20 protein-coding genes are annotated in these 22,469 nt (G+C 70.5%); 9 read left to right on the top strand and 11 right to left on the bottom strand.

From position 1 onward, the window contains the following. The first annotated feature begins 81 nt into the window (after positions 1-81). Complete coding sequence (locus tag ACIBKX_RS10970; RefSeq protein ID WP_363273982.1) at positions 82-294, top strand: hypothetical protein; 213 nt, start codon at positions 82-84, stop codon at positions 292-294. 160 nt (positions 295-454) lie between these two features. After that, on the top strand, positions 455-1,633 hold the full coding sequence (locus ACIBKX_RS10965) for a glycerate kinase (protein WP_363273981.1): 1,179 nt from the start codon (positions 455-457) through the stop codon (positions 1,631-1,633). Between the two features lie 133 nt (positions 1,634-1,766). On the opposite strand, the gene ACIBKX_RS10960 is transcribed toward ACIBKX_RS10965, so the two are convergent. Next, positions 1,767-2,966: a helix-turn-helix domain-containing protein gene (locus tag ACIBKX_RS10960; RefSeq protein ID WP_363273980.1), complete on the bottom strand. Its 1,200-nt coding sequence runs from the start codon at positions 2,964-2,966 to the stop codon at positions 1,767-1,769. Positions 2,967-3,190: 224 nt separating this feature from the next. On the opposite strand from ACIBKX_RS10960, the gene ACIBKX_RS10955 reads away from it, so the two are divergent. From ACIBKX_RS10955 to ACIBKX_RS10935, 5 genes are read left to right on the top strand one after another with little or no spacing between them, the layout of a single operon-like run. Next, positions 3,191-4,003, top strand: a complete 813-nt coding sequence (locus ACIBKX_RS10955; RefSeq protein WP_363273979.1) for an ABC transporter ATP-binding protein — start codon at positions 3,191-3,193, stop codon at positions 4,001-4,003. Then, positions 4,000-4,830: an ABC transporter ATP-binding protein gene (locus tag ACIBKX_RS10950; protein ID WP_363273978.1), complete on the top strand. Its 831-nt coding sequence runs from the start codon at positions 4,000-4,002 to the stop codon at positions 4,828-4,830. The genes ACIBKX_RS10955 and ACIBKX_RS10950 overlap by 4 nt, the downstream gene beginning before the upstream one ends. Further along, positions 4,827-5,717: a branched-chain amino acid ABC transporter permease gene (locus ACIBKX_RS10945; RefSeq protein WP_363273976.1), complete on the top strand. Its 891-nt coding sequence runs from the start codon at positions 4,827-4,829 to the stop codon at positions 5,715-5,717. Before ACIBKX_RS10950 ends, ACIBKX_RS10945 begins: the two co-directional genes overlap by 4 nt. Beyond that, positions 5,710-6,843 carry a branched-chain amino acid ABC transporter permease gene (locus tag ACIBKX_RS10940; RefSeq protein ID WP_399375725.1) on the top strand — a complete coding sequence of 378 codons (1,134 nt, stop codon included), beginning with the start codon at positions 5,710-5,712 and terminating at the stop codon, positions 6,841-6,843. The genes ACIBKX_RS10945 and ACIBKX_RS10940 overlap by 8 nt, the downstream gene beginning before the upstream one ends. After that, positions 6,840-8,105: an ABC transporter substrate-binding protein gene (locus ACIBKX_RS10935; protein WP_363273975.1), complete on the top strand. Its 1,266-nt coding sequence runs from the start codon at positions 6,840-6,842 to the stop codon at positions 8,103-8,105. The genes ACIBKX_RS10940 and ACIBKX_RS10935 overlap by 4 nt, the downstream gene beginning before the upstream one ends. An 11-nt stretch (positions 8,106-8,116) precedes the next feature. Here ACIBKX_RS10935 and ACIBKX_RS10930 read toward each other — a convergent pair whose 3' ends face one another. Next, on the bottom strand, positions 8,117-8,968 hold the full coding sequence (locus ACIBKX_RS10930; protein ID WP_363273974.1) for a PaaX family transcriptional regulator C-terminal domain-containing protein: 852 nt from the start codon (positions 8,966-8,968) through the stop codon (positions 8,117-8,119). Between the two features lie 74 nt (positions 8,969-9,042). On the opposite strand from ACIBKX_RS10930, the gene ACIBKX_RS10925 reads away from it, so the two are divergent. Together ACIBKX_RS10925 and ACIBKX_RS10920 are read left to right on the top strand one after the other, a co-directional pair. Then, positions 9,043-10,257 (top strand): LLM class flavin-dependent oxidoreductase, encoded by a 1,215-nt coding sequence (locus ACIBKX_RS10925; protein ID WP_363273973.1) that lies wholly within the window; start codon positions 9,043-9,045, stop codon positions 10,255-10,257. Further along, positions 10,254-11,294, top strand: a complete 1,041-nt coding sequence (locus ACIBKX_RS10920) for a zinc-binding dehydrogenase (protein WP_363273972.1) — start codon at positions 10,254-10,256, stop codon at positions 11,292-11,294. Before ACIBKX_RS10925 ends, ACIBKX_RS10920 begins: the two co-directional genes overlap by 4 nt. A 194-nt stretch (positions 11,295-11,488) precedes the next feature. Here the strand turns inward: ACIBKX_RS10920 and pssA are convergent, their stop codons facing one another. The 9 genes from pssA to ACIBKX_RS10875 all read right to left on the bottom strand — a co-directional run bounded on the left by pssA (position 11,489) and on the right by ACIBKX_RS10875 (position 22,372). Then, the gene (gene pssA / locus ACIBKX_RS10915; protein WP_363273971.1) at positions 11,489-12,340 is read right to left on the bottom strand and encodes a CDP-diacylglycerol--serine O-phosphatidyltransferase; all 852 of its coding nucleotides are present in this window, start codon (positions 12,338-12,340) and stop codon (positions 11,489-11,491) included. Next, complete coding sequence (locus ACIBKX_RS10910) at positions 12,327-12,983, bottom strand: phosphatidylserine decarboxylase (protein WP_363273970.1); 657 nt, start codon at positions 12,981-12,983, stop codon at positions 12,327-12,329. The genes pssA and ACIBKX_RS10910 overlap by 14 nt, the downstream gene beginning before the upstream one ends. A gap of 170 nt (positions 12,984-13,153) precedes the next feature. After that, positions 13,154-14,368, bottom strand: coding sequence for an acyl-CoA dehydrogenase family protein (locus ACIBKX_RS10905; RefSeq protein WP_363273969.1), 1,215 nt, complete (start codon positions 14,366-14,368; stop codon positions 13,154-13,156). Positions 14,369-14,370: 2 nt separating this feature from the next. Continuing rightward, positions 14,371-14,898: a MaoC family dehydratase gene (locus ACIBKX_RS10900; RefSeq protein WP_363273967.1), complete on the bottom strand. Its 528-nt coding sequence runs from the start codon at positions 14,896-14,898 to the stop codon at positions 14,371-14,373. Between the two features lie 5 nt (positions 14,899-14,903). Beyond that, the gene (locus tag ACIBKX_RS10895; protein ID WP_363273966.1) at positions 14,904-15,869 is read right to left on the bottom strand and encodes a CoA ester lyase; all 966 of its coding nucleotides are present in this window, start codon (positions 15,867-15,869) and stop codon (positions 14,904-14,906) included. Next, positions 15,866-17,893 carry a protein meaA gene (locus ACIBKX_RS10890; RefSeq protein WP_363273965.1) on the bottom strand — a complete coding sequence of 676 codons (2,028 nt, stop codon included), beginning with the start codon at positions 17,891-17,893 and terminating at the stop codon, positions 15,866-15,868. The genes ACIBKX_RS10895 and ACIBKX_RS10890 overlap by 4 nt, the downstream gene beginning before the upstream one ends. A 17-nt stretch (positions 17,894-17,910) precedes the next feature. Beyond that, complete coding sequence (gene ccrA / locus ACIBKX_RS10885; protein WP_363273963.1) at positions 17,911-19,248, bottom strand: crotonyl-CoA carboxylase/reductase; 1,338 nt, start codon at positions 19,246-19,248, stop codon at positions 17,911-17,913. 408 nt (positions 19,249-19,656) lie between these two features. After that, the gene (locus ACIBKX_RS10880) at positions 19,657-20,466 is read right to left on the bottom strand and encodes a TetR family transcriptional regulator (protein WP_363273962.1); all 810 of its coding nucleotides are present in this window, start codon (positions 20,464-20,466) and stop codon (positions 19,657-19,659) included. Between the two features lie 124 nt (positions 20,467-20,590). Continuing rightward, positions 20,591-22,372: a 3-hydroxybutyryl-CoA dehydrogenase gene (locus ACIBKX_RS10875; protein WP_363273961.1), complete on the bottom strand. Its 1,782-nt coding sequence runs from the start codon at positions 22,370-22,372 to the stop codon at positions 20,591-20,593. Between the last annotated feature and the right edge of the window lie 97 nt (positions 22,373-22,469).

The raw sequence follows: 22,469 nt of genomic DNA, 5'->3' as shown, positions 1-22,469 counted from the left end.
GAGACGTTTGACATGTTTTCGGTGAAAAACACAGACTTCCCATGTTGTTCATGTCGAATCATGCAGAAACAGGGAGCGCTCATGAAGCGTCGTACGACCGTACTGGCTGCCGCCGTCCTGGGGGTTGTCCCTTTGGCGGTCCCCGCCGCCGCGGAGGCGTGCGAGCCGATGGTCCGTACCGGCGACATCGACCTGTTCGAGGATGTGCTGGAGCACATCAGCGTGCCGATGGGGGACGGTGGGCGCACGACGCACCAGCTGTACGACTCGCGGGGCGCCGGGGGGACGGACTGAGACCGGGTGAGTCGGAAGGGTGAATCCGGGCGGGGTGGAGGACGGCAGCCGGCCGTCTCGCTGATCGATCATTCTTCCCGTACGGGGACCCTTCCGGTTATGGTCGCAACGGCGCGACTGCCTTGACGTGAGCAAGGCCCGGAAAGCAAGGGGATGCAAGGTGGCGGACGCTGCTGAGACGGCGGAGCGTGTGCGGCATGCGCGGGAGGCGCAGCATGTGCTCATTGCCGCGGACAAGTTCAAGGGGTCGCTCACGGCGGTGGAGGTCGCCGAACGGGTGACGGCCGGGTTGCGCCGCGTCACCCCTGAGGTGCGCGTCGAGGCCCTGCCGGTGGCCGACGGCGGCGACGGCACGGTCGCCGCGGCGGTCGCGGCCGGGTTCGAGCGCCGCGAGGTGAAGGTCACGGGACCGATCGGCGAGGAGGTCACGGCGGCGTACGCGCTGCGTGAGGGGACTGCGGTCGTGGAGATGGCGGAGGCGTCCGGCCTCCAGCTGCTGCCCGACGGCGTCTTCGCGCCGCTCACGTCCACGACGTACGGCTCCGGGGAGCTGCTCCTGGCCGCGCTCGACGCGGGGGCGCGGACGATCGTGTTCGGCGTCGGGGGCAGTGCGACGACCGACGGCGGGGCGGGGATGCTGGCCGCGCTCGGTGCGGTGTTCCTGGACGCCGAGGGGGCGCCGGTGGCGCCGGGCGGGGGTCCGCTGGCCTCGCTGGCGCGGGCCGACCTGTCCGGCATCGATCCCCGGTTCGCCTCGGTGGACCTCGTGCTCGCCAGTGACGTGGACAATCCGCTGACCGGGCCGAAAGGCGCGCCCGCGGTGTACGGGCCGCAGAAGGGGGCGAGCCCCGAGGACGTGGCCGAGCTGGACGCCGCGCTCGCGCACTTCGCCCAGGTGCTCTCGGAGTCGGTCGGCTCCTCCGCCCTCTCGTACGCCGAGTCTCCGGGCGCCGGAGCGGCCGGTGGCATCGGCTACGGCGCGCTGGTCGGGCTCGGCGCGAGTTTCCGGCCCGGGATCGAGGTCATGCTGGACGTCCTCGGCTTCGCTCCGGCGCTGGAGCGTGCCTCGCTGGTGATCACCGGTGAGGGGTCCCTCGACGAGCAGACGCTGCACGGGAAGGCGCCGGCGGGCGTCGCCACGGCGGCGCGGGCGGCGGGCGTGGAGGTCGTCGCGGTCTGCGGTCGGCTCGCGCTGCCGGCCCAGGCGCTGGGGCGGGCCGGGATCCGCCGCGCGTACGCACTGACGGATGTGGAGCCGGACGTCGAGCGCTGCATCGCCGAGGCGGGGCCGATTCTGGAGACGGTGGCGGAGCGGATCGCGCGGGATTTCCTGGTGTAGTCCGCGTGGGGCCGGGCCGGGTGGGGCTCGTTCCCGGGGTCCGGCTGAAATGCCGCGGCACCGGGCAACAGCACCGGCCAACAGCACCGGACAAATCGGGCGGCTGGGCGGGAAGAGCCCGCCCAGCCTCCGCTCAGCCCGGCGCCAGCCGATACGCGTCCAACGCCAGCGTCATCTCCATCAGGTCCCGCGGCCTGGCCAGTGACCGCGACGTCAGTTGTTCCAGGCGGCGCAGGCGGTTGAACACCGTGTTCCGGTGGCAGTACAGGCGTCCGGCCGCCCGTCCCGCGGACCCCTCGCACACCAGCCACGCGTCCAGCGTCTCCAGGAGCACCGCCCGGTCGGCCGGATCGAGGGCCAGCACCTCCCCCAGCACGTCGGAGACCAGCCGCCCCGCCAGCTCCGGCTGGCTCACCACCAGCGCCGTCGGCATCCGCTGGTCGAGCCGTACGATCCCGCTCGCGTCCGGCGGGCACGTCCGCAGCGCCAGTTCGGCGAGCCGCCGGGCGTGGCCCAGCTCGGTGAGGCCCGCCACCACGGGGCTGATCCCGCCGGGACCGGGACAGCGCCCGTCGAGGGCGGCGGCCAGCGCGTCGAGGTCCGCCGAGGCGCCCAGCGCCACCACCCCCACCTCCCGGTCCGTCCGCATCCGCCAGACGAAGCGGAACCCGGCCCGCTGGATCTGCCGGTGGAATGCCGCACGCCCGTCCCGCCGCTCGGCCCGCAGCACCACCACCGCGTACGGCGCCCGCTCCGGCAGATCGAGCCCCGCGGCGACCTGCGCGGCGAGCCCCGGTGACGACTGGCCCTCCAGGAGCGCGTCGAGCAGCGCCTGCAGCTGCTCGTCGGTGCGCCGCCGCAGCTCCATCTCCGTCGCCCGGTACGCCTCCGCCGCGGCCGCCGCCTGCGCGTCGACCGCCGACCACACCATCGTCGCCGAACGCATCAGGACCGCGAGCCGCTCCGGGTCCTGCCCCGCCGTGCCCTCCAGAAGCGCGTCCCACACCAGATAGCCCGCATTGCGGTACGAGTGCACCAACAGGTCCAGCGGCAGGCCCTGCTGGGCGCGCCGCCGCCCGGCGTCCTCGGCATACTCCAGATCGCGGCGCGGCGAGGCGCGAGGCGCGGTGATCGTCGCGATGCCGATCCGCATCGCCTCCTCGGCCTCCTGCCACTGCTGGTCGTAGGGAAGCACCCGCGCGTACACGGGGGAGTGCTCGAAGAGCTGCCGCAGATGTTCGTCCACCAGCTCGGGGACGCGCGGCAGGAGCGCCTTGCACGCCTCCTCCAGGACCTTCCAGTCGTGACCCGTACGAGGCCTGCGCCCGCCCATGGGTTCCCCTGTCGCCGCCGCCCGTAGCCGCCCCTTCGTGCGGAGGATGCCACCGCTCGGCCGCCTCCGGCAGGCCCCTGACACGCGGTGTTGTGCCCGTGCACAACCGGCGGCCGGTCCCGCTGGTCACCCGCAGCGATTCGGCCACGGGCCGTGGACGGGCGGTCCCCGCGGTGCTGGGGTGAGCGCCACGCGCAGGGCAGTCGGCGGGCAGGGGGTCGCAGGTGGGTGGTTCCGGACTGGTCGTACGGGACGCGTCGGTCGGATACGGTCCGGTGCGCGCCCTGCGGCAGGTGTCGATCGAGGTGCCGGACGGTGCCGTCGTCGCCGTGCTCGGCGGCAACGGCGCGGGCAAGTCGACGCTCCTGCGCGCGATTTCCCGCACCCTCGCCTTCCACCGCGGGGCCCTCACATCGGGGTCCGTGCGCTTCGGCGGGCGCCGTGTCGACGGGCTGCGCGCGGACCGGGTCGTGGCCGCCGGGATCTCCCAGGTCCCGGAGGGCAGGCGGGTGTTCGCGCGGATGACCGTCGCGGACAATCTGCGGGCGGGCGCCCTCGGCTCGGCCGGGAGCAGGCTGGCGAAGTCCGAGGCCCTGAGCCGGGTCCATGAACTCTTCCCCGTGCTCGCCGAGCGCGCGGGCCAGCGCGCCGGACTGCTCTCCGGCGGCGAGCAGCAGATGCTGGCCGTGGCGAGGGCGCTCATGGCCTCTCCCAGACTGCTGCTCCTGGACGAACCGTCCCTGGGGCTCGCCCCGTTGATGGCCGCCCGCATCGCCGACACCATCCAGGAGATCAACGCCCAGGGCACCTCCGTCCTGCTCGTCGAGCAGAACGCCGCGCTCGCCCTGCGCCTCGCCTCGCGCGCGTACGTCCTCGACGTGGGCGAAGTCGCCCTCGCCGGGCCCGCGGACGAACTCGCCGCGTCCGACGAGGTGCGCCGCCGCTACCTCGGCGTGGTCGACGAGACCGCCGCGGCCGACGCCTCGCGCGGAGTCCACGCACTGCCGGTCCTGGAGCGGTGGGTGGAGCGACGATGACCGGAGACCGGCCCGAAGCCGCCGGGCAGCCGCAGCAGCCGACGCCACGCGATACGGACGTACCTCCTCTGGACGTACGGGAGTTGACCGTCCGCTTCGCCGGACTCACCGCGCTCGACGCCGTCAGCTTCACCGTCCGCCCCGGCACCGTGCACGCCGTCATCGGGCCCAACGGCGCCGGCAAGTCGACCTGCTTCAACGTCCTGTCCGGGGTCTACCGCGCGGGCGGCGGCACCGTCCGCTTCGGGGAGCACGAGCTGACCGCGCTGCCGCCGCACCGCATCGCGGAACTCGGCGTCGCGCGGATCTTCCAGAACCTCGCCCTGCCGCCCCGCGCCACCGTCGCCGACAGTCTGATGCTCGGCCGCCACCGCCTCACCCGCACCGGCTTCATCGCCGCCGGGCTGCGCCTCCCGTCGGCCGCCCGCGAGGAGCGCCGGCACCGCGAACGCGTCCGGGAGATCGCCGCGTTCGTCGGCATCGAGCAGCAGCTCGACGTACCGGCGGGCGCGTTGCCGTACGGACAGCAGAAGCTCGCCGAACTGGCCAGGGCCCTGTGCATGGAGCCCCGGTTGCTGCTGCTCGACGAGCCCGTCGCGGGGATGACCGCCGACGAACGGCGCCGCACCGCGGCCGTCATCGCCGGCGTGCGCGACAGTCTCGGCATCTCGATCGTGCTCGTGGAACACGACATGGGGGTGGTGATGCGGCTCGCGGACGCGGTGACCGTACTGGACTTCGGGCGCCGGATCGCCGACGGCACCCCGGCGGACGTACAGAACGACCCGGCCGTCGTCCGGGCCTATCTGGGGGAGGCCCGGCCATGACCACCTTCAGTGAACTCCTCCTCAACGGGCTCTCGTTGGGTTCGGTGTACGCCCTCATCGCGCTCGGCTTCGTCGTCATCTTCCGCGCCACCGAAGTGGTCAACTTCGCGCACGCCTCGCTGCTCCTCGCGGGCGGCTACATCACCGCGTCCCTCCACGACGACATCGGCTTCTGGGCGGCGCTGCTCGTCGGCATCGCGGGTGCCGCCGTGGTCGGCGCCGCCGTCGAGTTCCTCGTCATGCGCCGCTACCGGGGCGCGGACCACAGCGTCCTCGCCATCGTCACCATCGGCGTCGACATCCTGCTCACCACCGAACTCACCCGCCGCCTCGGCACCGACGTGCTCGCGCTCGGCGACCCGTGGGGCGACTCCGTGCTCACGGTCGGGTCGGTCACCCTCGCGCACACGCGGATCGCCGCGTTCGTCGCCGCCGCGCTCCTCATCACCGTCTTCCTGCTCGCCTTCCGGTACACCTCGTGGGGCGTCGCGATGCGCGCGGCGGCCGAGAGCCCGGAGACCGCCGCGCTGATGGGCGTACGCCTGGGCCGGGTCTCGCTCGGCGCCTGGGCGGTGGCGGGCGGGCTCGCCGCCGTGGCCGCGCTCTTCCTCACCGTCTTCCCCACCCCGGGCCTCGAACGGGCCACGTCGCTCGCCGCGTTGAAGGCGTTCCCCGCCGCGATCCTCGGCGGCCTCGACTCCACCACGGGTGCCCTCGTCGGCGGCATCGTGGTGGGCGTGACGGAGTCGCTCGCCACCGGCTATCAGAGCGAACTCACCTTCCTCGGCCGGGGTCTGGGCGATCTCGCGCCCTATCTCGTGATGACCGTCATCCTGCTCGTCCGGCCCGCCGGACTCTTCGGCACGAAGGAGCTGGCCCGTGTCTGAAGTCCTGGCCCGTGGCCGCGAGTTGCGCTCCCGTGCGCGTACGCCGATGAGGCGGCCCCGCGGGTACGTCCGGGCCGCAGGGGCGGTGCTGCTGCTCGCCCTGCCCTTCTACCTCGACCGCTTCTGGCTGCAGGCCGGGCTCTTCGCCATGGCCGCCGCGATCGGCGCGATCGGCATCAACCTGCTCACCGGCGCGACCGGCCAGCTCTCCATGGGGCACGCCTTCTTCCTCGCGATCGGCGCGTACGGATACTGCGTGCTCGCGGGGGACGGTTCGGACGGCCTGACCGGGCTCGGCCTGCCGACCTGGATCGCCGCCGCGCTCGCCGTCGCGCTCGCGGGCCTCGCGGGCGGCCTCTTCAGCCCCATCGCGGGACGCCTGCGCGGCGCCTACCTCGGCATCGCGACCCTCGCCCTGATCTTCATCGGGCAGCATGTGCTGTTCAACGCCCATGATCTGACGGGCGGTTCCAACGGCCGTGACGTACCGCCCCTGAGCCTCTTCGGCCTTACCTTCGACGACAGCGAACTCGTCGTCGCCGCCGTGCCGTTCGGCGCCTCGGAGAAACTCTGGTACGCCGGACTCGCCCTGCTCCTGGGCTGCGGGCTCTTCGCCCGCGGCGTGCTGCGCGGACGCCCCGGCCGCGCCATGAACGCCATCCGCGACCACCGCATCGCCGCCGGGGTCATCGGCGTGCCCGTCGCCCGCTACCGCGCCGGAGTCTTCGTCCTCTCCTCCATGTACGCGGGCCTCGCCGGGGTGCTGCTCGCCCTCGTCTTCCAGCGCACCGTGCCGGACTACTTCGGCATGACGCTCTCCCTCGAATACCTCGCCATGATCGTCATCGGCGGCCTCGGCTCGGTCGCGGGCGCGGTGGCCGGCGCAGCCGTCGTCTCCCTGCTGCCGCAGCTCCTGACCCGCTACAGCGACGCGCTGCCGCTGGTCTCCGCGCCCGGTACCGGCGGCATCAACCCCGGTGAGGCGTCCCGGTATCTGTACGGCGCCGCCGTCGTGGCGGTGGTGCTCTTCCTGCCCGGCGGTCTTGCCGGTATCGCCGCCCGGCGCTCCAGGCCGAAGTCCGGCCACGCTCCAGCGGAATCAGTGACATCAGGGGAGGACCGATGAGTTCACGTACCCGGCAGCGAGCCACCGCGACGGTCACGGCGCTGGCCGTGCTGCTGGCATTGGCGGCCTGCAGCTCCAAGGCGAAGGACGGCGACGACGACAAGAAGGGGGCCGGCGGCGTCAAGACCGGTCAGGGCGTCTCCGGGAAGACGATCAACCTCGGGGTGCTCACCGACATGACCGGCGTCTACGCGACCCTCGGCAAGAGCGTCACCCAGGCCCAGCAGCTCTACGTCAAGCAGACCAACGCGGACGGCGGCATCTGCGGGTACAAGCTGAAGCTGACCGTCCGGGACCATGGCTACGACCCCCAGAAGGCGGTCGCCGCGTACACCGAACTGGAGCCGGACGTCCTCGGCTTCGCCCAGTTCATCGGCTCGCCGTTCGTCGCGGCCGTCAAACAGCGGGTCGACGGCAACAAGGGCCTGGTCCTGCCGCAGGCCTGGTCGGCGAACCTGCTCGGCAGCCGCTACATCCGGGTCGTCGGATCGACGTACGACCTGGAGACGATCAACGCGATCGACTTCCTGATGCAGGAGAAGGGCCTCAAGAAGGGCGACAAACTCGGGCACGTCTACTTCGAGGGCGACTACGGGGAGAACGCCCTGAAGGGCTCGAAGCACATGGCCCGGAAGTCGGGCCTCACCGTCGTCGAGCAGAAGATCAAGGCGACCGACAACGACATGACGGCGCAGGTGTCCGCCCTGAAGAAGGCCGGCGTCAAGGGCATCGTCATCAGCGCGGGGCCCCGGCAGGCGGCCTCGCTGGTCGGTGTCGCCGCGGCGGGCCGCTTCGACGTACCGATCATCGGCAACAACTCGGCGTTCTCGCCCCAGCTCCTCGGTACGCAGGCGGGCCCCGCCCTCGCGAAGAACTACTACGTGGCCTCGCCGACCCTCCCGATCGGCGCCGACACCGCCGCCGCGAAGAAGCTGGTCGCCGACTACCGGGCGGCGTACCCCAAGGACGCCCTGGACAACGGCGTGACGGCGGGCTGGACGGCGGCGTCCGTCTTCGGCGAGGCCCTGAAGAAGGCCTGCGAGAGCAAGGACCTCACCCGTGAGGGCGTGGACAAGGCGCTCCTGACGATCGACGCGTACGACACCGGCTTCGGCGTCACCCAGAACTTCACCGACCCCAAGTCCCCGTCCTCCAAGGAGAGCGTGATCCTGCGCCCCGACAAGAAGGCGACGGGCGGCATGAGCGTCGCCCGAGCCCCGGAGGCCTCAGAGGCGGCGCAGGGGTACACGCCGGGGGCGTGAGGCGGGCCCGCTCAGGACCGCGGATCGGCGGCCAGCCACCCCCAATGCCGGTCCGCGGGCCCCCGCAGCAGGCGCCACGTGTCGACGAACAGGCGGGTTGCCGCCGGGCCGGGCCAGTCCGCCGGCAGCAGGGACCCCGGCAGGCGCGGGTCCCGTTCGAAGGTGGACCGCCAGGCGTGGACCAGGCGGGTGCGCAGGACGAAGGACTCCTCGTCGGAGGACGGGGGCGTGGTCGGTACGTCGCCGAAGCGGGCCAGGAACGTGTCGTGGGCGGCGCGCACCGCCGTCAGGTCCCAGGCGCGGTCGACGAGCGCGCGCCGCTCCGCGGGCGAGCCCGAGCGGGACACCAGCCACACCGCGTACGGCGTCAGGCCCTGCTCCCGCAGCAGCCCCCGCACCGCCGCCACACCCCCCGCGTCCGCCGCGATCCACACCCCTTGCCCCAGCGAGCCGAAGCCCTCGAACGCCAACTGCTCCTCCACCAGCGGCCGGTCGCGCCACGCCTCCGCCGGGACCCGCAGGAGCAGCTGCTGCCACTCGCCGCGCCACGGCGTCTCCTCGACCGCCCGTTCCAGGCGGTGCGTCCACGCCGTGAGGAGCGTGACGAGCCGGGGTTCCAGGACGAGCCGCGTCCAGCGGCCCACCGACTCCGTGCCCAGCCACCCCTCCCGGACCAGCCGCGTCACCGCCCGCCGGGTCGCCGCCTCGCCGACCCCGCAGCCGCCGAGCGCCCCGACGACGGCCTGCGACCAGACCCGCTCGTCCCCCGCGTAGCGGACGTACTCACCAAGGACGGTGAGCAGCAGCGTCCGCGCGCTGGGCGAGCCGTCGGCGCGGCGGCGCGTGCGTGGTGCGGACTCCAATGTCCCACCCCCTGCTGCCTGTTGACCTCTTCGGAGGTCAGGTATAGGACGTAAGGATTCGAAGGATCGACCTTATGTCCAACGTCCTGTCGGCGAAAGGCGTACGCGTGGATCACTCAGGCTCTTCCCCCCGACTCCCCACCCGCTTCGGCACCTTCCTCGCCCCGTACCACGGCATCGACGGCAACCCCGCGCTCCAGATCCGCCGCGACCTCGACCTCGTCCGGCATCTCGACACGCTCGGCTTCGACGAGGCGTGGATCGGCGAGCACCACTCCGCCGGGTACGAGACCATCGCGTCCCCGGAGGTCTTCATCGCGGCGGCGGCCGAGCACACCCGCAGGATCAGGCTCGGCACGGGCGTGAACTCGCTGCCGTACCACCACCCCCTCGTCCTCGCGGACCGCATCCGGCAGCTCGACCACCAGACGATGGGGCGCGTGATGCTGGGCGCGGGGCCCGGCCAGCTCGCGTCGGACGCGTTCATGATGGGCATCGACCCGATGCGCCAGCGCGCCATGATGGCCGACGCGCTGGACGCCGTCGTACGGCTCCTTCGGGGCGAGAGCGTCACCGCGCGCACCGACTGGTTCGAACTGGCCGAGGCCCGCCTTCAGCTGCGCTCCTACGCCCCCGAGGGCGTGGAGCTCGCCGTCGCGTCGACCGTCTCGCCGTCCGGCTCCGTACAGGCGGGCCGGCACGGCATCGGCCTGCTCTCGCTGGCCGCGTCCGACCCGGCGGGCCTCGCGGCGCTGGCCGGCAACTGGGCGGCGTACGAGAAATCCTGCGCCGAGCACGGCCACGTCGCCGACCGGCGCCGCTGGCGGCTCGTCGTGCCGATGCACCTCGCGGAGAGCGAGGCGCAGGCGCGGTCCCAGGCCGAGTACGGGGTGCTGCACCTCGTGCGCTACATCGAGGGACTCTCCGGTACGACGATGAGCTGGGGCCGCACGGCGTCGGACGCGGTGGCGCAGTGGACCGGCGAGGGCTTTCCCGTCTTCGGCGTCGCGACGATCGGCACCCCGGCCGACGCGATCGCCCGTATCGAGGCCCTGGCGGAGGCGTCCGGCGGCTTCGGCACGCTGCTGCTGCTCGATCTGCCGACGGGTACGCCGGAGGCCAAGCGGCGCAGCTATGAGCTGTTCGCCGAGTACGTGGTGCCGCGCTTCACCGGGGCGAACCGCGGGCGCGTGGCGTCGATGGACTGGGCGCATGCGAACAGCGAGCGGTTCGTGGGGGCGATGCGGCAGGCGGTCGAGGCGGCCGTGGCGCGCGGGGGTGCGTCATGAGGGCGGCGGTGCTGCGGGCCGGCCGGTTCGTCGAGGCCGACGTCCCGGAGCCGGTGCCGGGGCCCGGGCAGGTGCTCGCCGAGTCCCTCGCGACCGGGATCTGCGGCTCGGACCTCTCGGCGGCGCGGCACACCGCCGACTTCCTGGCCGCCTCGCGCGATTCCGGGACGGAGTCCTTCCTCTTCGACCCGGAGGCCGACCTGGTCATGGGGCACGAGCTGTGCGCGCGGGTGCTGAGCCCGGGGGAGTGGGAGGGCAAGGCCGTCGTGGGCCTGCCCTGGGCCCTCGACCCGGCGGGCACCCTGCGGACGATCGGCTACTCCAACACCTTCCCGGGCGGCTTCGGGGAGCGCGTGGTCCTGCAGACCGCCGCCCTGATCCCGGTCCCGGACCATGTCCCGCCGCGCGTCGCGGCCCTCACCGAGCCGCTGGCGGTCGGCTTCGGGAATGTCGCCCGTGCGGCTCCGGAGGAGGGGACGGGGGCCGTCGTCATCGGGGCGGGACCGATCGGCCTCGGGGCGACCGCGGCGCTCGTGGAGCGGGGCGTGGCCCCCGTCGTCGTATCGGAGCCGTCTCCTCGCCGACGGGAGCTCGCGGGGCGCTTCGGGGCGCACGTGGTGGTGGACCCGGCGGGACGCGACCCCTTCGACGCGTGGCGCGAGGCGTCGTCGCAGGGGCAGCGGCTCACGGTCCTGGAGTGCTCGGGCCGCCCCGGCATGCTGAACACGGTCCTGCACCGGGCACCCCGCTCCACGCGGGTGCTGCTGATCGGCGCGTGCATGACGGAGGACGTGTTCCGGCCGGTGGTCGGCATCTACAAGGACATCACGGTGACCATGTGCATGGCGTACCCGCCGGAGGAGTTCGGCGGAACGCTGACGCGGATCGCGCAGGGGGCGGTGGACGCGGAGGCCTTGATCACCGGGGAGGTGGGCTTCGACGGTATCGACGAGGCCTTCGCCATGCTGGCGGCGCCGGACGATCACGTGAAGGTGCTGGTGACCCCCGGACGTGGCTCGGTTCGGGCCGGCGGATAGTTTCCGGCCCGGACCGGCGGATATCTTCAGCCCGTCCGGCGTTTGAGGACGAGCCCGAAGGGCGATCTGCGGTACGCAAAGCGGGCCGAGGCGATAAGCGGGCCGAGGCGATCCACACAACGCGAAGCGGGCCCGAACCACAAGGGTTCGGGCCCGCTCACACACGGTTCGAGCGCCGCTAGGCACCTGCGCCGCTACGGCACCTGCGCCGCCCGCGCCTCACGCCGGTTGTCCCGGAAGTTGTGCACCCGCCGCGCCGTGGCGAAGAGGGGGATCACCGCGCCGAGGACGAGCTGGAGCGCGCAGCCGGTCTGCAGCAGCAGCTGGCCGCCCGGAGCGTCGAACGCCCAGGCCGCGAGCAGCCCCATGGCCGAGACGATCCACGCGAGCATGGCCACCGCCAGCGGACCGCGCGGCTTCGGGTACTCGACCCGGCTGACCATGAGCCACGCCGTGCCGATGATCGCCAGGAGCGTCGCCACGAAGGGCAGCTCCAGGAGCACGATCGAGACGACCGTCAGCGCCCCGAAGGGCGACGGCATGCCCTGGAAGGTGCCGTCCTTCACGGTCACGCAGGAGAATCTCGCAAGCCTCAGCACCACCGCCAGCAAGACCACGATCGCGCCCACCGCCGCGACCCGCTCGTGCGCGTCCCTCGCGACCATGCCGTACACGAGAACGAAGTACGCCGGTGCCAGGCCGAAGCTGATCAGGTCGGAGAGGTTGTCCAGCTCCGCGCCCATCGGCGACGACCGCAGCTTGCGGGCGACGAGGCCGTCGAAGAGGTCGAAGACCGCCGCGCACAGCATCAGTATCACCGCGGTGGCCGCGCTGTTGCGGGCCATGCCCGACTCGTCGCCCGACAGGTGCGGGATGAGGATCCCGGTGGTGGTGAAGTACACCGCCATGAACCCGCACGTCGCGTTGCCCAGCGTGAGGGTGTCCGCTATCGAGAGGCGGAGTGAGAGAGGCATCTCCTCGTCGGCCTCTTCCTCCGTCGCCTCGGGAACCCAGCCTGCCTGTGTCTCAGGATCAACCACGGTCAATTCGAGTCACCCCAGCCACGGTCTTCTGACCGACCTCGACGTCCACTTCGACACCCTCGGGGAGGTAGATGTCGACGCGGGAGCCGAAGCGGATCAGACCGATCCGTTCGCCCTGTTCCACCTTCGTGCCCTGGGGCACGTAAGGAACGATGCGCCGCGCGACCGCGCCGGCGATCTGGATCATCTCGATGTCACCGAGCTCGGTGTCGAAGTGCCAGACGACGCGCTCGTTGTTCTCGCTCTCCTTGTTGAACGCCGGGACGAACCCGCCGGGGATGTGCTCCACGGACGTCACCGTGCCCGCCAGGGGCGCGCGGTTGACGTGGACGTTCAACGGGCTCATGAAGATCGCGACGCGAGTGCGTCCGTCCTTCCACGGCATGATGCTCTGCACCACACCGTCGGCCGGCGAGATCACCCGGCCCTGGGTGATCTCGCGCTCGGGGTCGCGGAAGAACCACAGCATGCCCGCCGCCAGGGCGGTGGTGGGTACGGCTACGGCCGCGGCAACCCCCGGCCTGGGGGCACGGCGCGCACGGACGAGGCTGAGCGCCGCGGTGGCGACGGTCGGGAGGAGCCACGGCGATGCTCCGCGCGCGAGGCGGACCCGACCGCGTGGTGCAGAGGTTTGGCTGTGGGGCATGGATGACCTTCGTAGCGGATGATGCCGCGCAGTTAACGGGGGACGGCGGCTTTTTCCGGATGCTATCGGTTGCGAGCCACAACTGGGCAAGCCAGGAAGCCGAGTCGACGGCCGAAGAGTGTTGACAGGGTGTGATCTTCTTCTCGGTGATAACACCCCAACTCGGACATTTAGCCCTGGAATCGATACTCTTCGAGCAGTCGCCGCCCAATGATCATTTTCTGGATCTCGGCGGTACCTTCGCCGATCAGCAGCATCGGAGCCTCGCGGTAGAGCCGCTCGATCTCGTACTCCTTCGAGAAGCCGTAGCCGCCATGAATCCGGAACGCGTCCTCTACGACTTCTTTGCAGTATTCGGAGGCGAGGTACTTCGCCATCCCTGCTTCGAGGTCGTTTCGTTCCCCGGAGTCCTTTTTGCGTGCTGCGTTCACCATCATCGCATGGGCGGCCTCGACCTTGGTAGCCATCTCGGCCAGCTTGAACTGAATCGCCTGGTGCTGAGCGATCGCCTTGCCGAAAGTGTGACGTTGCTGGGCGTACGAGACACCCAGTTCAAATGCACGCTGAGCGACGCCGCAGCCACGCGCGGCGACATTCACGCGGCCGACTTCGACGCCGTCCATCATTTGGTAAAACCCTCGGCCGGTGACCCCGCCGAGCACGCGATTGGCCGGAATGCGCAGTCCGTCCATGATGAGTTCGGTCGTGTCGACGCCCTTGTAACCCATCTTGTCGATCTTCCCGGGAATGGTGAGACCGGGACGGACCTCTCCGAAGCCGGGCTCCTTCTCGACGAGGAAGGTCGTCATCGACTTGTGGGGCGCCGTGGCTGTTTCTGGACTGGGGTGTCCTTCGTCACTCCGGCACAGAACGGCCACCAGAGTCGACGTTCCGCCGTTGGTCAGCCACATCTTCTGACCGTTGAGTACGTACTCGTCGCCGTCCTTGACGCCCTTGGACGTGATCGCCGACACATCGGAGCCGAGGCCCGGCTCCGACATGGAGAACGCGCCGCGCACCTCGCCGGCCGCCATCCGCGGCAGGAAGGTGTCCTTCTGCTCCTGTGTGCCGTGCTGCTTGAGCATGTAGGCGACGATGAAGTGGGTGTTGATGATGCCGGAGACCGACATCCAGCCACGCGCTATCTCCTCGACGCACAGCGCGTACGTGAGCAGCGACTCGCCCAGACCGCCGTACTCCTCGGGGATCATCAGGCCGAACAGGCCCAACTCCTTGAGGCCGTCGACGATCTGCTGCGGGTACTCGTCGCGGTGCTCAAGCTCCGTGGCGACAGGAATGATCTCCTTGTCGACGAAGTCCCGGACGGTGGACAGGATCTCCTGCTGGACGTCGGTGAGACCGGCGGTCTGCGCGAGTCGGCTCATGGCTACTTCTCCTGGCTCTTCTTGGGAACGTCAAGCAGCTCGGGGCGGCCGGGCTGCTCGCCGCCGCGCTCCTTGATGTACGTCTCGGTGGGCACCATCACCTTGCGGCGGAACACGCAGACCAGCGTGCCGTCCTGCTTGTAGCCCTTGGTCTCCACGTAGACGATCCCGCGGTCGTTCTTCGACCGCGAAGGCGTCTTGTCCAGGACCGTCGTATCGCCGTAGATCGTGTCGCCGTGGAAGGTCGGCGCCACGTGCTTGAGCGACTCGATCTCCAGGTTGGCGATCGCCTTGCCGGAGACGTCCGGGACGGACATGCCGAGGAGCAGCGAGTAGATGTAGTTGCCCACGACGACGTTCTTCCCGAAGTCCGTCGTCTTCTCCGCATAGTTGGTGTCCATGTGGAGGGGGTGGTGGTTCATCGTCAGGAGACAGAAGAGGTGGTCGTCGTACTCCGTGACCGTCTTTCCGGGCCAGTGCTTGTACACGGCGCCGACTTCAAACTCTTCGTAGGTGCGGCCGAACTGCATGGGTCTTACGCCTCCGGGGCTTCGAACTTGGAGGTGCGGGTCATGCCGGCGGCACGCCCCTTGCCGGAGATGACCAGCGCCATCTTGCGGCTGGCCTCGTCGATCATCTCGTCGCCGAGCATCGCCGAGCCCTTCTTGCCGCCCGCCTCGGACGTGCACCACTCGTACGCGTCCAGGATCAGCTCGGCGTGGTCGAAGTCCTCCTGGGAGGGCGAGAAGACCTCGTTGGCCGCCTCGACCTGGCCGGGGTGCAGGACCCACTTGCCGTCGAAGCCGAGGGCCGCGGCGCGGCCCGCGACCTCGCGGTAGCCGTCGACGTTCTTGATCTGGAGGTAGGGGCCGTCGATCGCCTGGAGGTTGTTGGCGCGGGCGGCCATCAGGATCTTCATCAGGATGAAGTGGTAGGCGTCCGCCGGGTAGCCGGGCGGCTGCTCGCCGACGACCAGGGACTTCATGTTGATCGACGCCATGAAGTCGGCCGGGCCGAAGATGATCGTCTCGACGCGCGGCGAGGCCTGCGCGATCGCGTTGACGTTGTTGAGGCCCTGCGCGTTCTCGATCTGCGCCTCGATGCCGATCTTGCCGACCTCGAAGCCCATCGTCTTCTCGATCTGGGTCAGGAGCAGGTCGAGCGCGACGACCTGGTCGGCCGTCTGGACCTTCGGCAGCATGATGCAGTCGAGGTTCTGGCCCGCGCCCTCGACGACCGTGACGACGTCGCGGTACGTCCACTCGGTCGTCCAGTCGTTGACGCGCACGACCCGCGTCTTGCCCGTCCAGTCGCCCTCGTTGAGGAACTTGACGATGGTGTGCCGGGCCTCCGGCTTGGCGAGCGGCGCGCAGGCGTCCTCCAGGTCGAGGAAGACCTGGTCGGCGGGGAGGCCCTGGGCCTTCTCCAGGAAGCGCGGGTTGGAGCCGGGAACCGCCAGGCACGAACGGCGCGGGCGCAGGCGGTTGATGGGCGCGGTCATGCGGGGACCTCCAGAGGGTCGAGCTTGTTCGCTTTCCGGATCTCGTCGACGATACGGCCGATGATCTCGGTGATGCCGAAGTCCTTGGGGGTGAAGACGGCGGCCACACCCGCGGCCTTCAGGTCCTCGGCGTCGCTGTTGGGGATGATGCCGCCCGCGATCACGGGTATGTCGGGCGCGCCCGCCTCGCGCAGCCGCACCAGGACGTCCGGGACGAGCTGCGCGTGCGAGCCGGAGAGGATCGACAGGCCCACGGCGTGTACGTCCTCGGCGAGCGCCGCGTCGACGATCTGCTCGGGCGTGAGCCTGATGCCCTGGTAGACCACCTCGAAACCGGCGTCACGCGCACGCACCGCGATCTGCTCGGCGCCGTTGGAGTGCCCGTCCAGGCCCGGCTTGCCGACCAGGAAGCGGAGCTTGCCGGTGCCGAGGTCGGCGGCGGTCTTGGCGACCTTCTCGCGGACGAGGGCGAGCGGCGTGCCCTCCTCCGCCGTGACGGCCACCGGAGCGCTTGAGACGCCCGTAGGCGCCCTGAACTCGCCGAAGACCTCCCGCAGGGCACCTGCCCACTCCCCGGTCGTCACACCGGCGCGTGCGCACTCCAGGGTGGCCTCCATGAGGTTGCCCGTGCCCGCGGCGACCTCCTTGAGGCGCTCCAGGGCCTTGCAGGGGCGCGGGTGGTTGAACGGCGGCTGGTAGCGGGTGTCGCGCCAGTGCTTGAGGGCGTTCACGGCGCGGGGCTCGACCGCCGGGTCGACCGTCATGATCGCCGTGTCCAGGTCCGCGGTGAGCGGGTTCGGCTCGGTCGTCTCGAAGGAGTTGACGCCGACGATCTTGTCCTCGCCGGCCTCGATCCGGGCCCTGCGCTCGGCGTGCGAGGAGACCAGCTGCGACTTCAGGTAGCCGGACTCGACGGCGGCCATCGCGCCGCCCATCTGCTCGATGCGGTCGATCTCCGCGAGGGACTCCTCGACGAGGGACTCCACCTTGGCCTCGATGACGTGCGAGCCGGCGAAGATGTCCTCGTACTCCAGCAGGTCGCTCTCCAGCGCGAGCACCTGCTGGATGCGCAGCGACCACTGCTGGTCCCACGGCCGGGGCAGACCGAGCGCCTCGTTCCAGGCGGGCAGCTGCACGGCACGCGCGCGTGCGTCCTTCGAGAGCGTGACGGCCAGCATCTCCAGGACGATGCGCTGGACGTTGTTCTCGGGCTGCGCCTCGGTCAGACCGAGCGAGTTGACCTGCACGCCGTAGCGGAAGCGGCGCTGCTTGGGGTTGGTGATGCCGTACCGCTCGCGCGTGATCTGGTCCCAGATGCGGCCGAAGGCGCGCATCTTGCACATCTCCTCGATGAAGCGGACGCCCGCGTTCACGAAGAAGGAGATACGGGCGACGACGTCGCCGAACTTCTCCTCGGGGACCTGCCCCGAGTCGCGGACGGCGTCGAGCACGGCGACGGCGGTGGACATCGCGTACGCGATCTCCTGCACCGGAGTGGCCCCGGCCTCCTGCAGGTGGTAGCTGCAGATGTTGATGGGGTTCCACTTGGGGATGTTCGCCACCGTGTACGTGATCATGTCGGTGGTGAGGCGGAGGGAGGGCCCCGGCGGGAAGACGTGCGTCCCGCGCGAGAGGTACTCCTTGACGATGTCGTTCTGCGTCGTCCCCTGGAGCTGCGTGATGTCCGCGCCCTGCTCCTCCGCGACCACCTGATAGAGCGCCAGAAGCCACATGGCCGTGGCGTTGATCGTCATCGAGGTGTTCATCTGCTCCAGGGGGATGTCCTGGAACAGCCGTCGCATGTCGCCGACGTGCGAGACGGGGACCCCGACCCGGCCGACCTCACCACGGGCGAGGATGTGGTCCGGGTCGTAGCCGGTCTGCGTCGGCAGGTCGAACGCGACCGAGAGGCCCGTCTGACCCTTGGCGAGGTTGCGCCGGTACAGCTCGTTGGACGCCTCGGCCGTGGAGTGACCGGCGTAGGTCCGCATGAGCCACGGCCGGTCCTTCTGACGCTCTGTCATGTGCGAACCCTCAGCCCTCAGACGTTACGGAAGCGGTTGATCGCGTCGATGTGCTTGGCCCGCATCTCGGGGTCGCGCACGCCCAGGCCTTCTTCGGGGGCGAGGGCGAGGACGCCGACCTTGCCCTGGTGGAGGTTGCGGTGCACGTCGTAGGCGGCCTGCCCGGTCTCTTCCAGGGAGTACGTCTTGGAGAGCGTCGGGTGGATCTTGCCCTTGGCGATGAGGCGGTTGGCCTCCCAGGCCTCGCGGTAGTTGGCGAAGTGCGAGCCGATGATCCGCTTGAGGGACATCCACAGGTAGCGGTTGTCGTACTCGTGCATGTAGCCCGAGGTGGAGGCGCAGGTGGTGATGGTGCCGCCCTTGCGGGTGACGTAGACCGAGGCGCCGAAGGTCTCGCGGCCGGGGTGCTCGAAGACGATGTCGATGTCCTCGCCGCCGGTGAACTCGCGGATGCGCTTGCCGAAGCGCTTCCACTCCTTGGGGTCCTGGGTGCGCTCGTCCTTCCAGAACTTGTAGCCCTCGGCGCGGCGGTCGATGACCGCCTCGGCGCCCATGTTCCGGCAGATCTCCGCCTTGTCCTCGCTGGAGACCACGCAGATCGGGTTGGCGCCGCCGGCCAGCGCGAACTGGGTGGCGTAGGAGCCGAGTCCGCCGCTGGCGCCCCAGATCAGGACGTTGTCGCCCTGCTTCATGCCGGCGCCGTTGCGCGAGACGAGCTGGCGGTAGGCGGTGGAGTTGACCAGGCCGGGGGAGGCCGCCTCTTCCCAGCTGAGGTGGTCGGGCTTGGGCATCAGCTGGTTGGACTTCACCAGCGCGATCTCGGCGAGGCCGCCGAAGTTGGTCTCGAAGCCCCAGATGCGCTGCTCGGGGTCGAGCATCGTGTCGTTGTGGCCGTCGGAGGATTCCAGCTCGACGCTGAGGCAGTGGGCGACGACCTCGTCGCCGGGGTTCCAGGCGTTCACGCCGGGGCCGGTGCGCAGCACGACGCCCGCCAGGTCGGAGCCGATGACGTGGTAGGGCAGGTCGTGGCGCTTGGTGAGCTCGCTCAGGCGGCCGTAGCGCTCCAGGAAGCTGAAGGTGGAGACGGGCTCGAAGATCGAGGTCCAGACCGAGTTGTAGTTGACGGAGGAGGCCATGACGGCCACCAGGGCCTCGCCCGGTCCGAGTTCGGGGACGGGGACGTCGTCCAGGTGCAGGGACTTGCGGGGGTCCTTGTCGCGGGACTCGAGCCCGGCGAACATCTCGGCCTCGTCCTTGTGCACGGTGATCGCGCGGTACGAGTCGGGCAGGGGGAGAGCGGCGAAGTCGGCGGACGTCGTGTCCGGCGACTGGATCGCGTCCAGGATTTCCTTCACGGTGATGCCTCCGGCGAAGTGCGACTCCCCCCTCTGAGGGGAGCACGCTCTTGAGGGTTACGTCGGGTGCTGCTGGTGCAGGTGGTGGAGGGTGTGCCGTCGGTTCGGCGAAGGGTGGAGCTCGGCAGCGCTTGGTGTGGCGCGGGAGGTTGCCTGTGACGCAGGCGTCCGGGCGCACGAGCCGTGGCTTGTGGGGACAGCCGGCGTACGGAAGTTCTCTGCACGCCGGCCGCCCGGACAACATCAACGTATGGCACCGCGTGCCAGTGGGCAAGACACTGGGTGCCATGAGTTTTTGATAGATGATCGATCAGTGCAGGTCAGAGGGTGTGCGGACATGCGAAAGGGGGCGCTACTCGGCAGTAGCGCCCCCGTAAAAGCCGAGGACAAACAGGTGCGAATCCGGACCTACGAGGCCCGCTCCCGCAGTGCCTTCTCGATCGTCCGCATGATCTCGTCCAGCGGTGCGTCTGTCCGCGCCACGGTGACGAGAACATCCCCGCCGGTGCTCACCGAGGCCGCCGGAGCGGTGCCGGTGTCACGCCCCGCCCCGATGCCCGAACCGAAGGTCCTGCGGACGATCGCGAAGGCGTGGTCCAGCTGGGTCTCCACGTCCCCCTGGCCGCCCGCCCGCAGCCAGCGCCGCAGGACGTGGTTGTGCGCGGTCACCACCGCCGATGCCGCGACCTCCGCGAGCAGCGGATCGTCGTTGCCGTCATGGTGGGCCTGCTCGTCGAAGTGGCCCAGGAGATAGCGCGTGAAAAGACGCTCGTAGCGGGCCACCGAGGCGATCTCGCGCTCGCGCAGGGTGGGCACCTCGCGTGTCAGGCGGTACCGCTCCACGGACACCGCGGGCGAGGCGGCGTACATCTTCATGACTTCCTTGATGCCGCGGCACACGGTGTCCAGCGGGTGCTCGTGCGGCGGCGCCGCGTTCAGCACCGCCTCCGCGCGGATCAGGGTGTCGTCGTGATCGGGGAAGATCGCCTCTTCCTTGGAGCGGAAGTGCCGGAAGAAGGTCCGTCGTGCGACACCGGCCTGTGCCGCGATCTCGTCGACCGTCGTCGCCTCGTACCCCTTGGACGCGAAGAGTTCCATCGCGGCCGCCGCCAGCTCCCGGCGCATCTTGAGTCGTTGGGCGGCGGCGCGGCTGCCCGCGGCACTCTCCGGAGTGTCGGGCGTAGCGGGCGTACGTGAGGACTTGGCGGCCTTGGGCATGCCCCGAACGTACTGCATATGCGCAGCCGAGTGCTCGTGTGGGACGGGGCCGCCCGACGGATCGAGCAGCCCTCCCCAGTCCGTGCGCGGTCTGTCGCCAGGCGCGCCCGCCTCCGTGCCCGGCCTAGCGCCGGGCATATTCGCGGAAGCCGCGGCCGGTCTTGCGGCCGAGGCAGCCCGCGGCCACCAGGTGTTCGAGCAGCGGGGCGGGAGCGAGGCCCGGGTCGCGGAACTCGCTGTGCAGCACCTTCTCGATGGCGAGCGAGACATCGAGGCCCACGACGTCCAGGAGTTCGAAGGGGCCCATGGGGTAGCCGCCGCCGAGCTTCATCGCGGCGTCGATGTCGTCGAGCGAGGCGTAGTGCTCCTCGACCATCTTGATCGCGTTGTTGAGGTAGGGGAACAGCAGGGCGTTCACGATGAAGCCCGCGCGGTCGCCGCAGTCCACCGGGTGCTTCTTGATCGTCGCGCAGACGTCGCGGACGGTCGCGTGCACGTCGTCGGCCGTCAGGACCGTGCGGACCACCTCGACCAGCTTCATGGCCGGAGCCGGGTTGAAGAAGTGCATGCCGATCACGTCGCCGGGGCGCGTGGTGGCACGGGCGCAGGCGACGACCGGCAGCGACGAGGTGGTGGTCGCCAGGATCGCGCCCGGCTTGCAGACCTTGTCCAGGATCCCGAAGAGCTGCTGCTTGATCTCCAGGTCCTCGGCGACCGCCTCCAGGGCCAGGTCGACGTCGGCGAACGCGTCGTACGAACCGGCCGGAGTGATCCGGTCCAGGGTCTTGGCGGCGGTCTCCGCGGTCATCCGCCCCTTGTCGACAGAGCGCGAAAGCGACTTGCCGATACGGGACTTGGCCTTCTCCGCCTTCTCCTCGCTGCGCGCGGCGAGCACCACGTCGTAGCCGGCCTTGGCGAACACCTCGGCGATGCCGGACGCCATCGTGCCCGAACCGGCGACGCCGACCGACCTGATCTCCCGGCCACCGATCCGCGGACCGCCCTCCAGCGGGGTCAGCGCGTCCCGCACCACGGTCGAACTTCCCGGCTCCTCGTACGAGTAGAAGCCGCGCCCCGACTTGCGGCCGGTCAGGCCCGCCTCGCTGAGCTGCTTGAGGATCGGGGCGGGGGCGTGCAGCCGGTCGCCGGACTCGGCGTACATGGCGTCCAGGACGGTGCGGGCGGTGTCGACGCCGATCAGGTCGAGCAGGGAGAGGGGGCCCATCGGCAGACCGCAGCCGAGCCGCATCGCCGCGTCGATGTCCTCGCGGGACGCGTACTTCGCCTCGTACATCGCGGCGGCCTGGTTCAGGTAGCCGAAGAGCAGCCCGTCGGCGACGAAGCCGGGCCGGTCGCCGACCGCCACGGGCTCCTTGCCCAGTGCGTACGCGAGATCGGTGACGGCGGCGACGGCGGCGGGTGCGGTCAGCACCGACGAGACGACCTCGACCAGCTTCATGGCGGGCGCCGGGTTGAAGAAGTGCAGGCCCAACACCCGCTCGGGGCGCTGCGATTCGGCGGCGAGGCGAGTCACGGAGAGCGCGTTGGTGCCGGTCGCGATGATCGTCTCGGGGCGCACGACGTCGTCCAGCTCACGGACGATCTGCTGCTTGATCTCGTACGACTCCGGGGCGACCTCGATCACCAGGTCGGCCTCGGCCGCGGCGGTCAGGTCGGTGAAGGTGCGGAAGCGGGCGAGGGCGGCCTGCCGCTCGTCCTCGGTGAGCTGCTCGCGGCGCACGGCCCGCGCGGTCGACGACTCGACGGCGGTCACCGCCTGGGCGGCGGCGGCCTCGCTGATGTCGATGCCGATGACCTCACGGCCCGCGCGGGCGAGGACCTCGGCGATGCCGGTGCCCATGGTGCCGAGACCGATCACGGCGACAGTGTTCAGGGGAGTGTCCATGTGTGGACTCCAGGAAGGTGAGTGACGACTGAGGGGCGCACGCGGGCGTTCGAGGGATGCCAGGCGTACGGAAGGCGGAGCTGCGTGTCGTGACCGG

It is taken from the genome of Streptomyces sp. NPDC050658 (genome assembly GCF_044457025.1).
In the GTDB taxonomy this organism is placed as follows: Bacteria; Actinomycetota; Actinomycetes; order Streptomycetales; family Streptomycetaceae; genus Streptomyces.
This window is presented reverse-complemented; position numbering and strand designations above follow the sequence as displayed.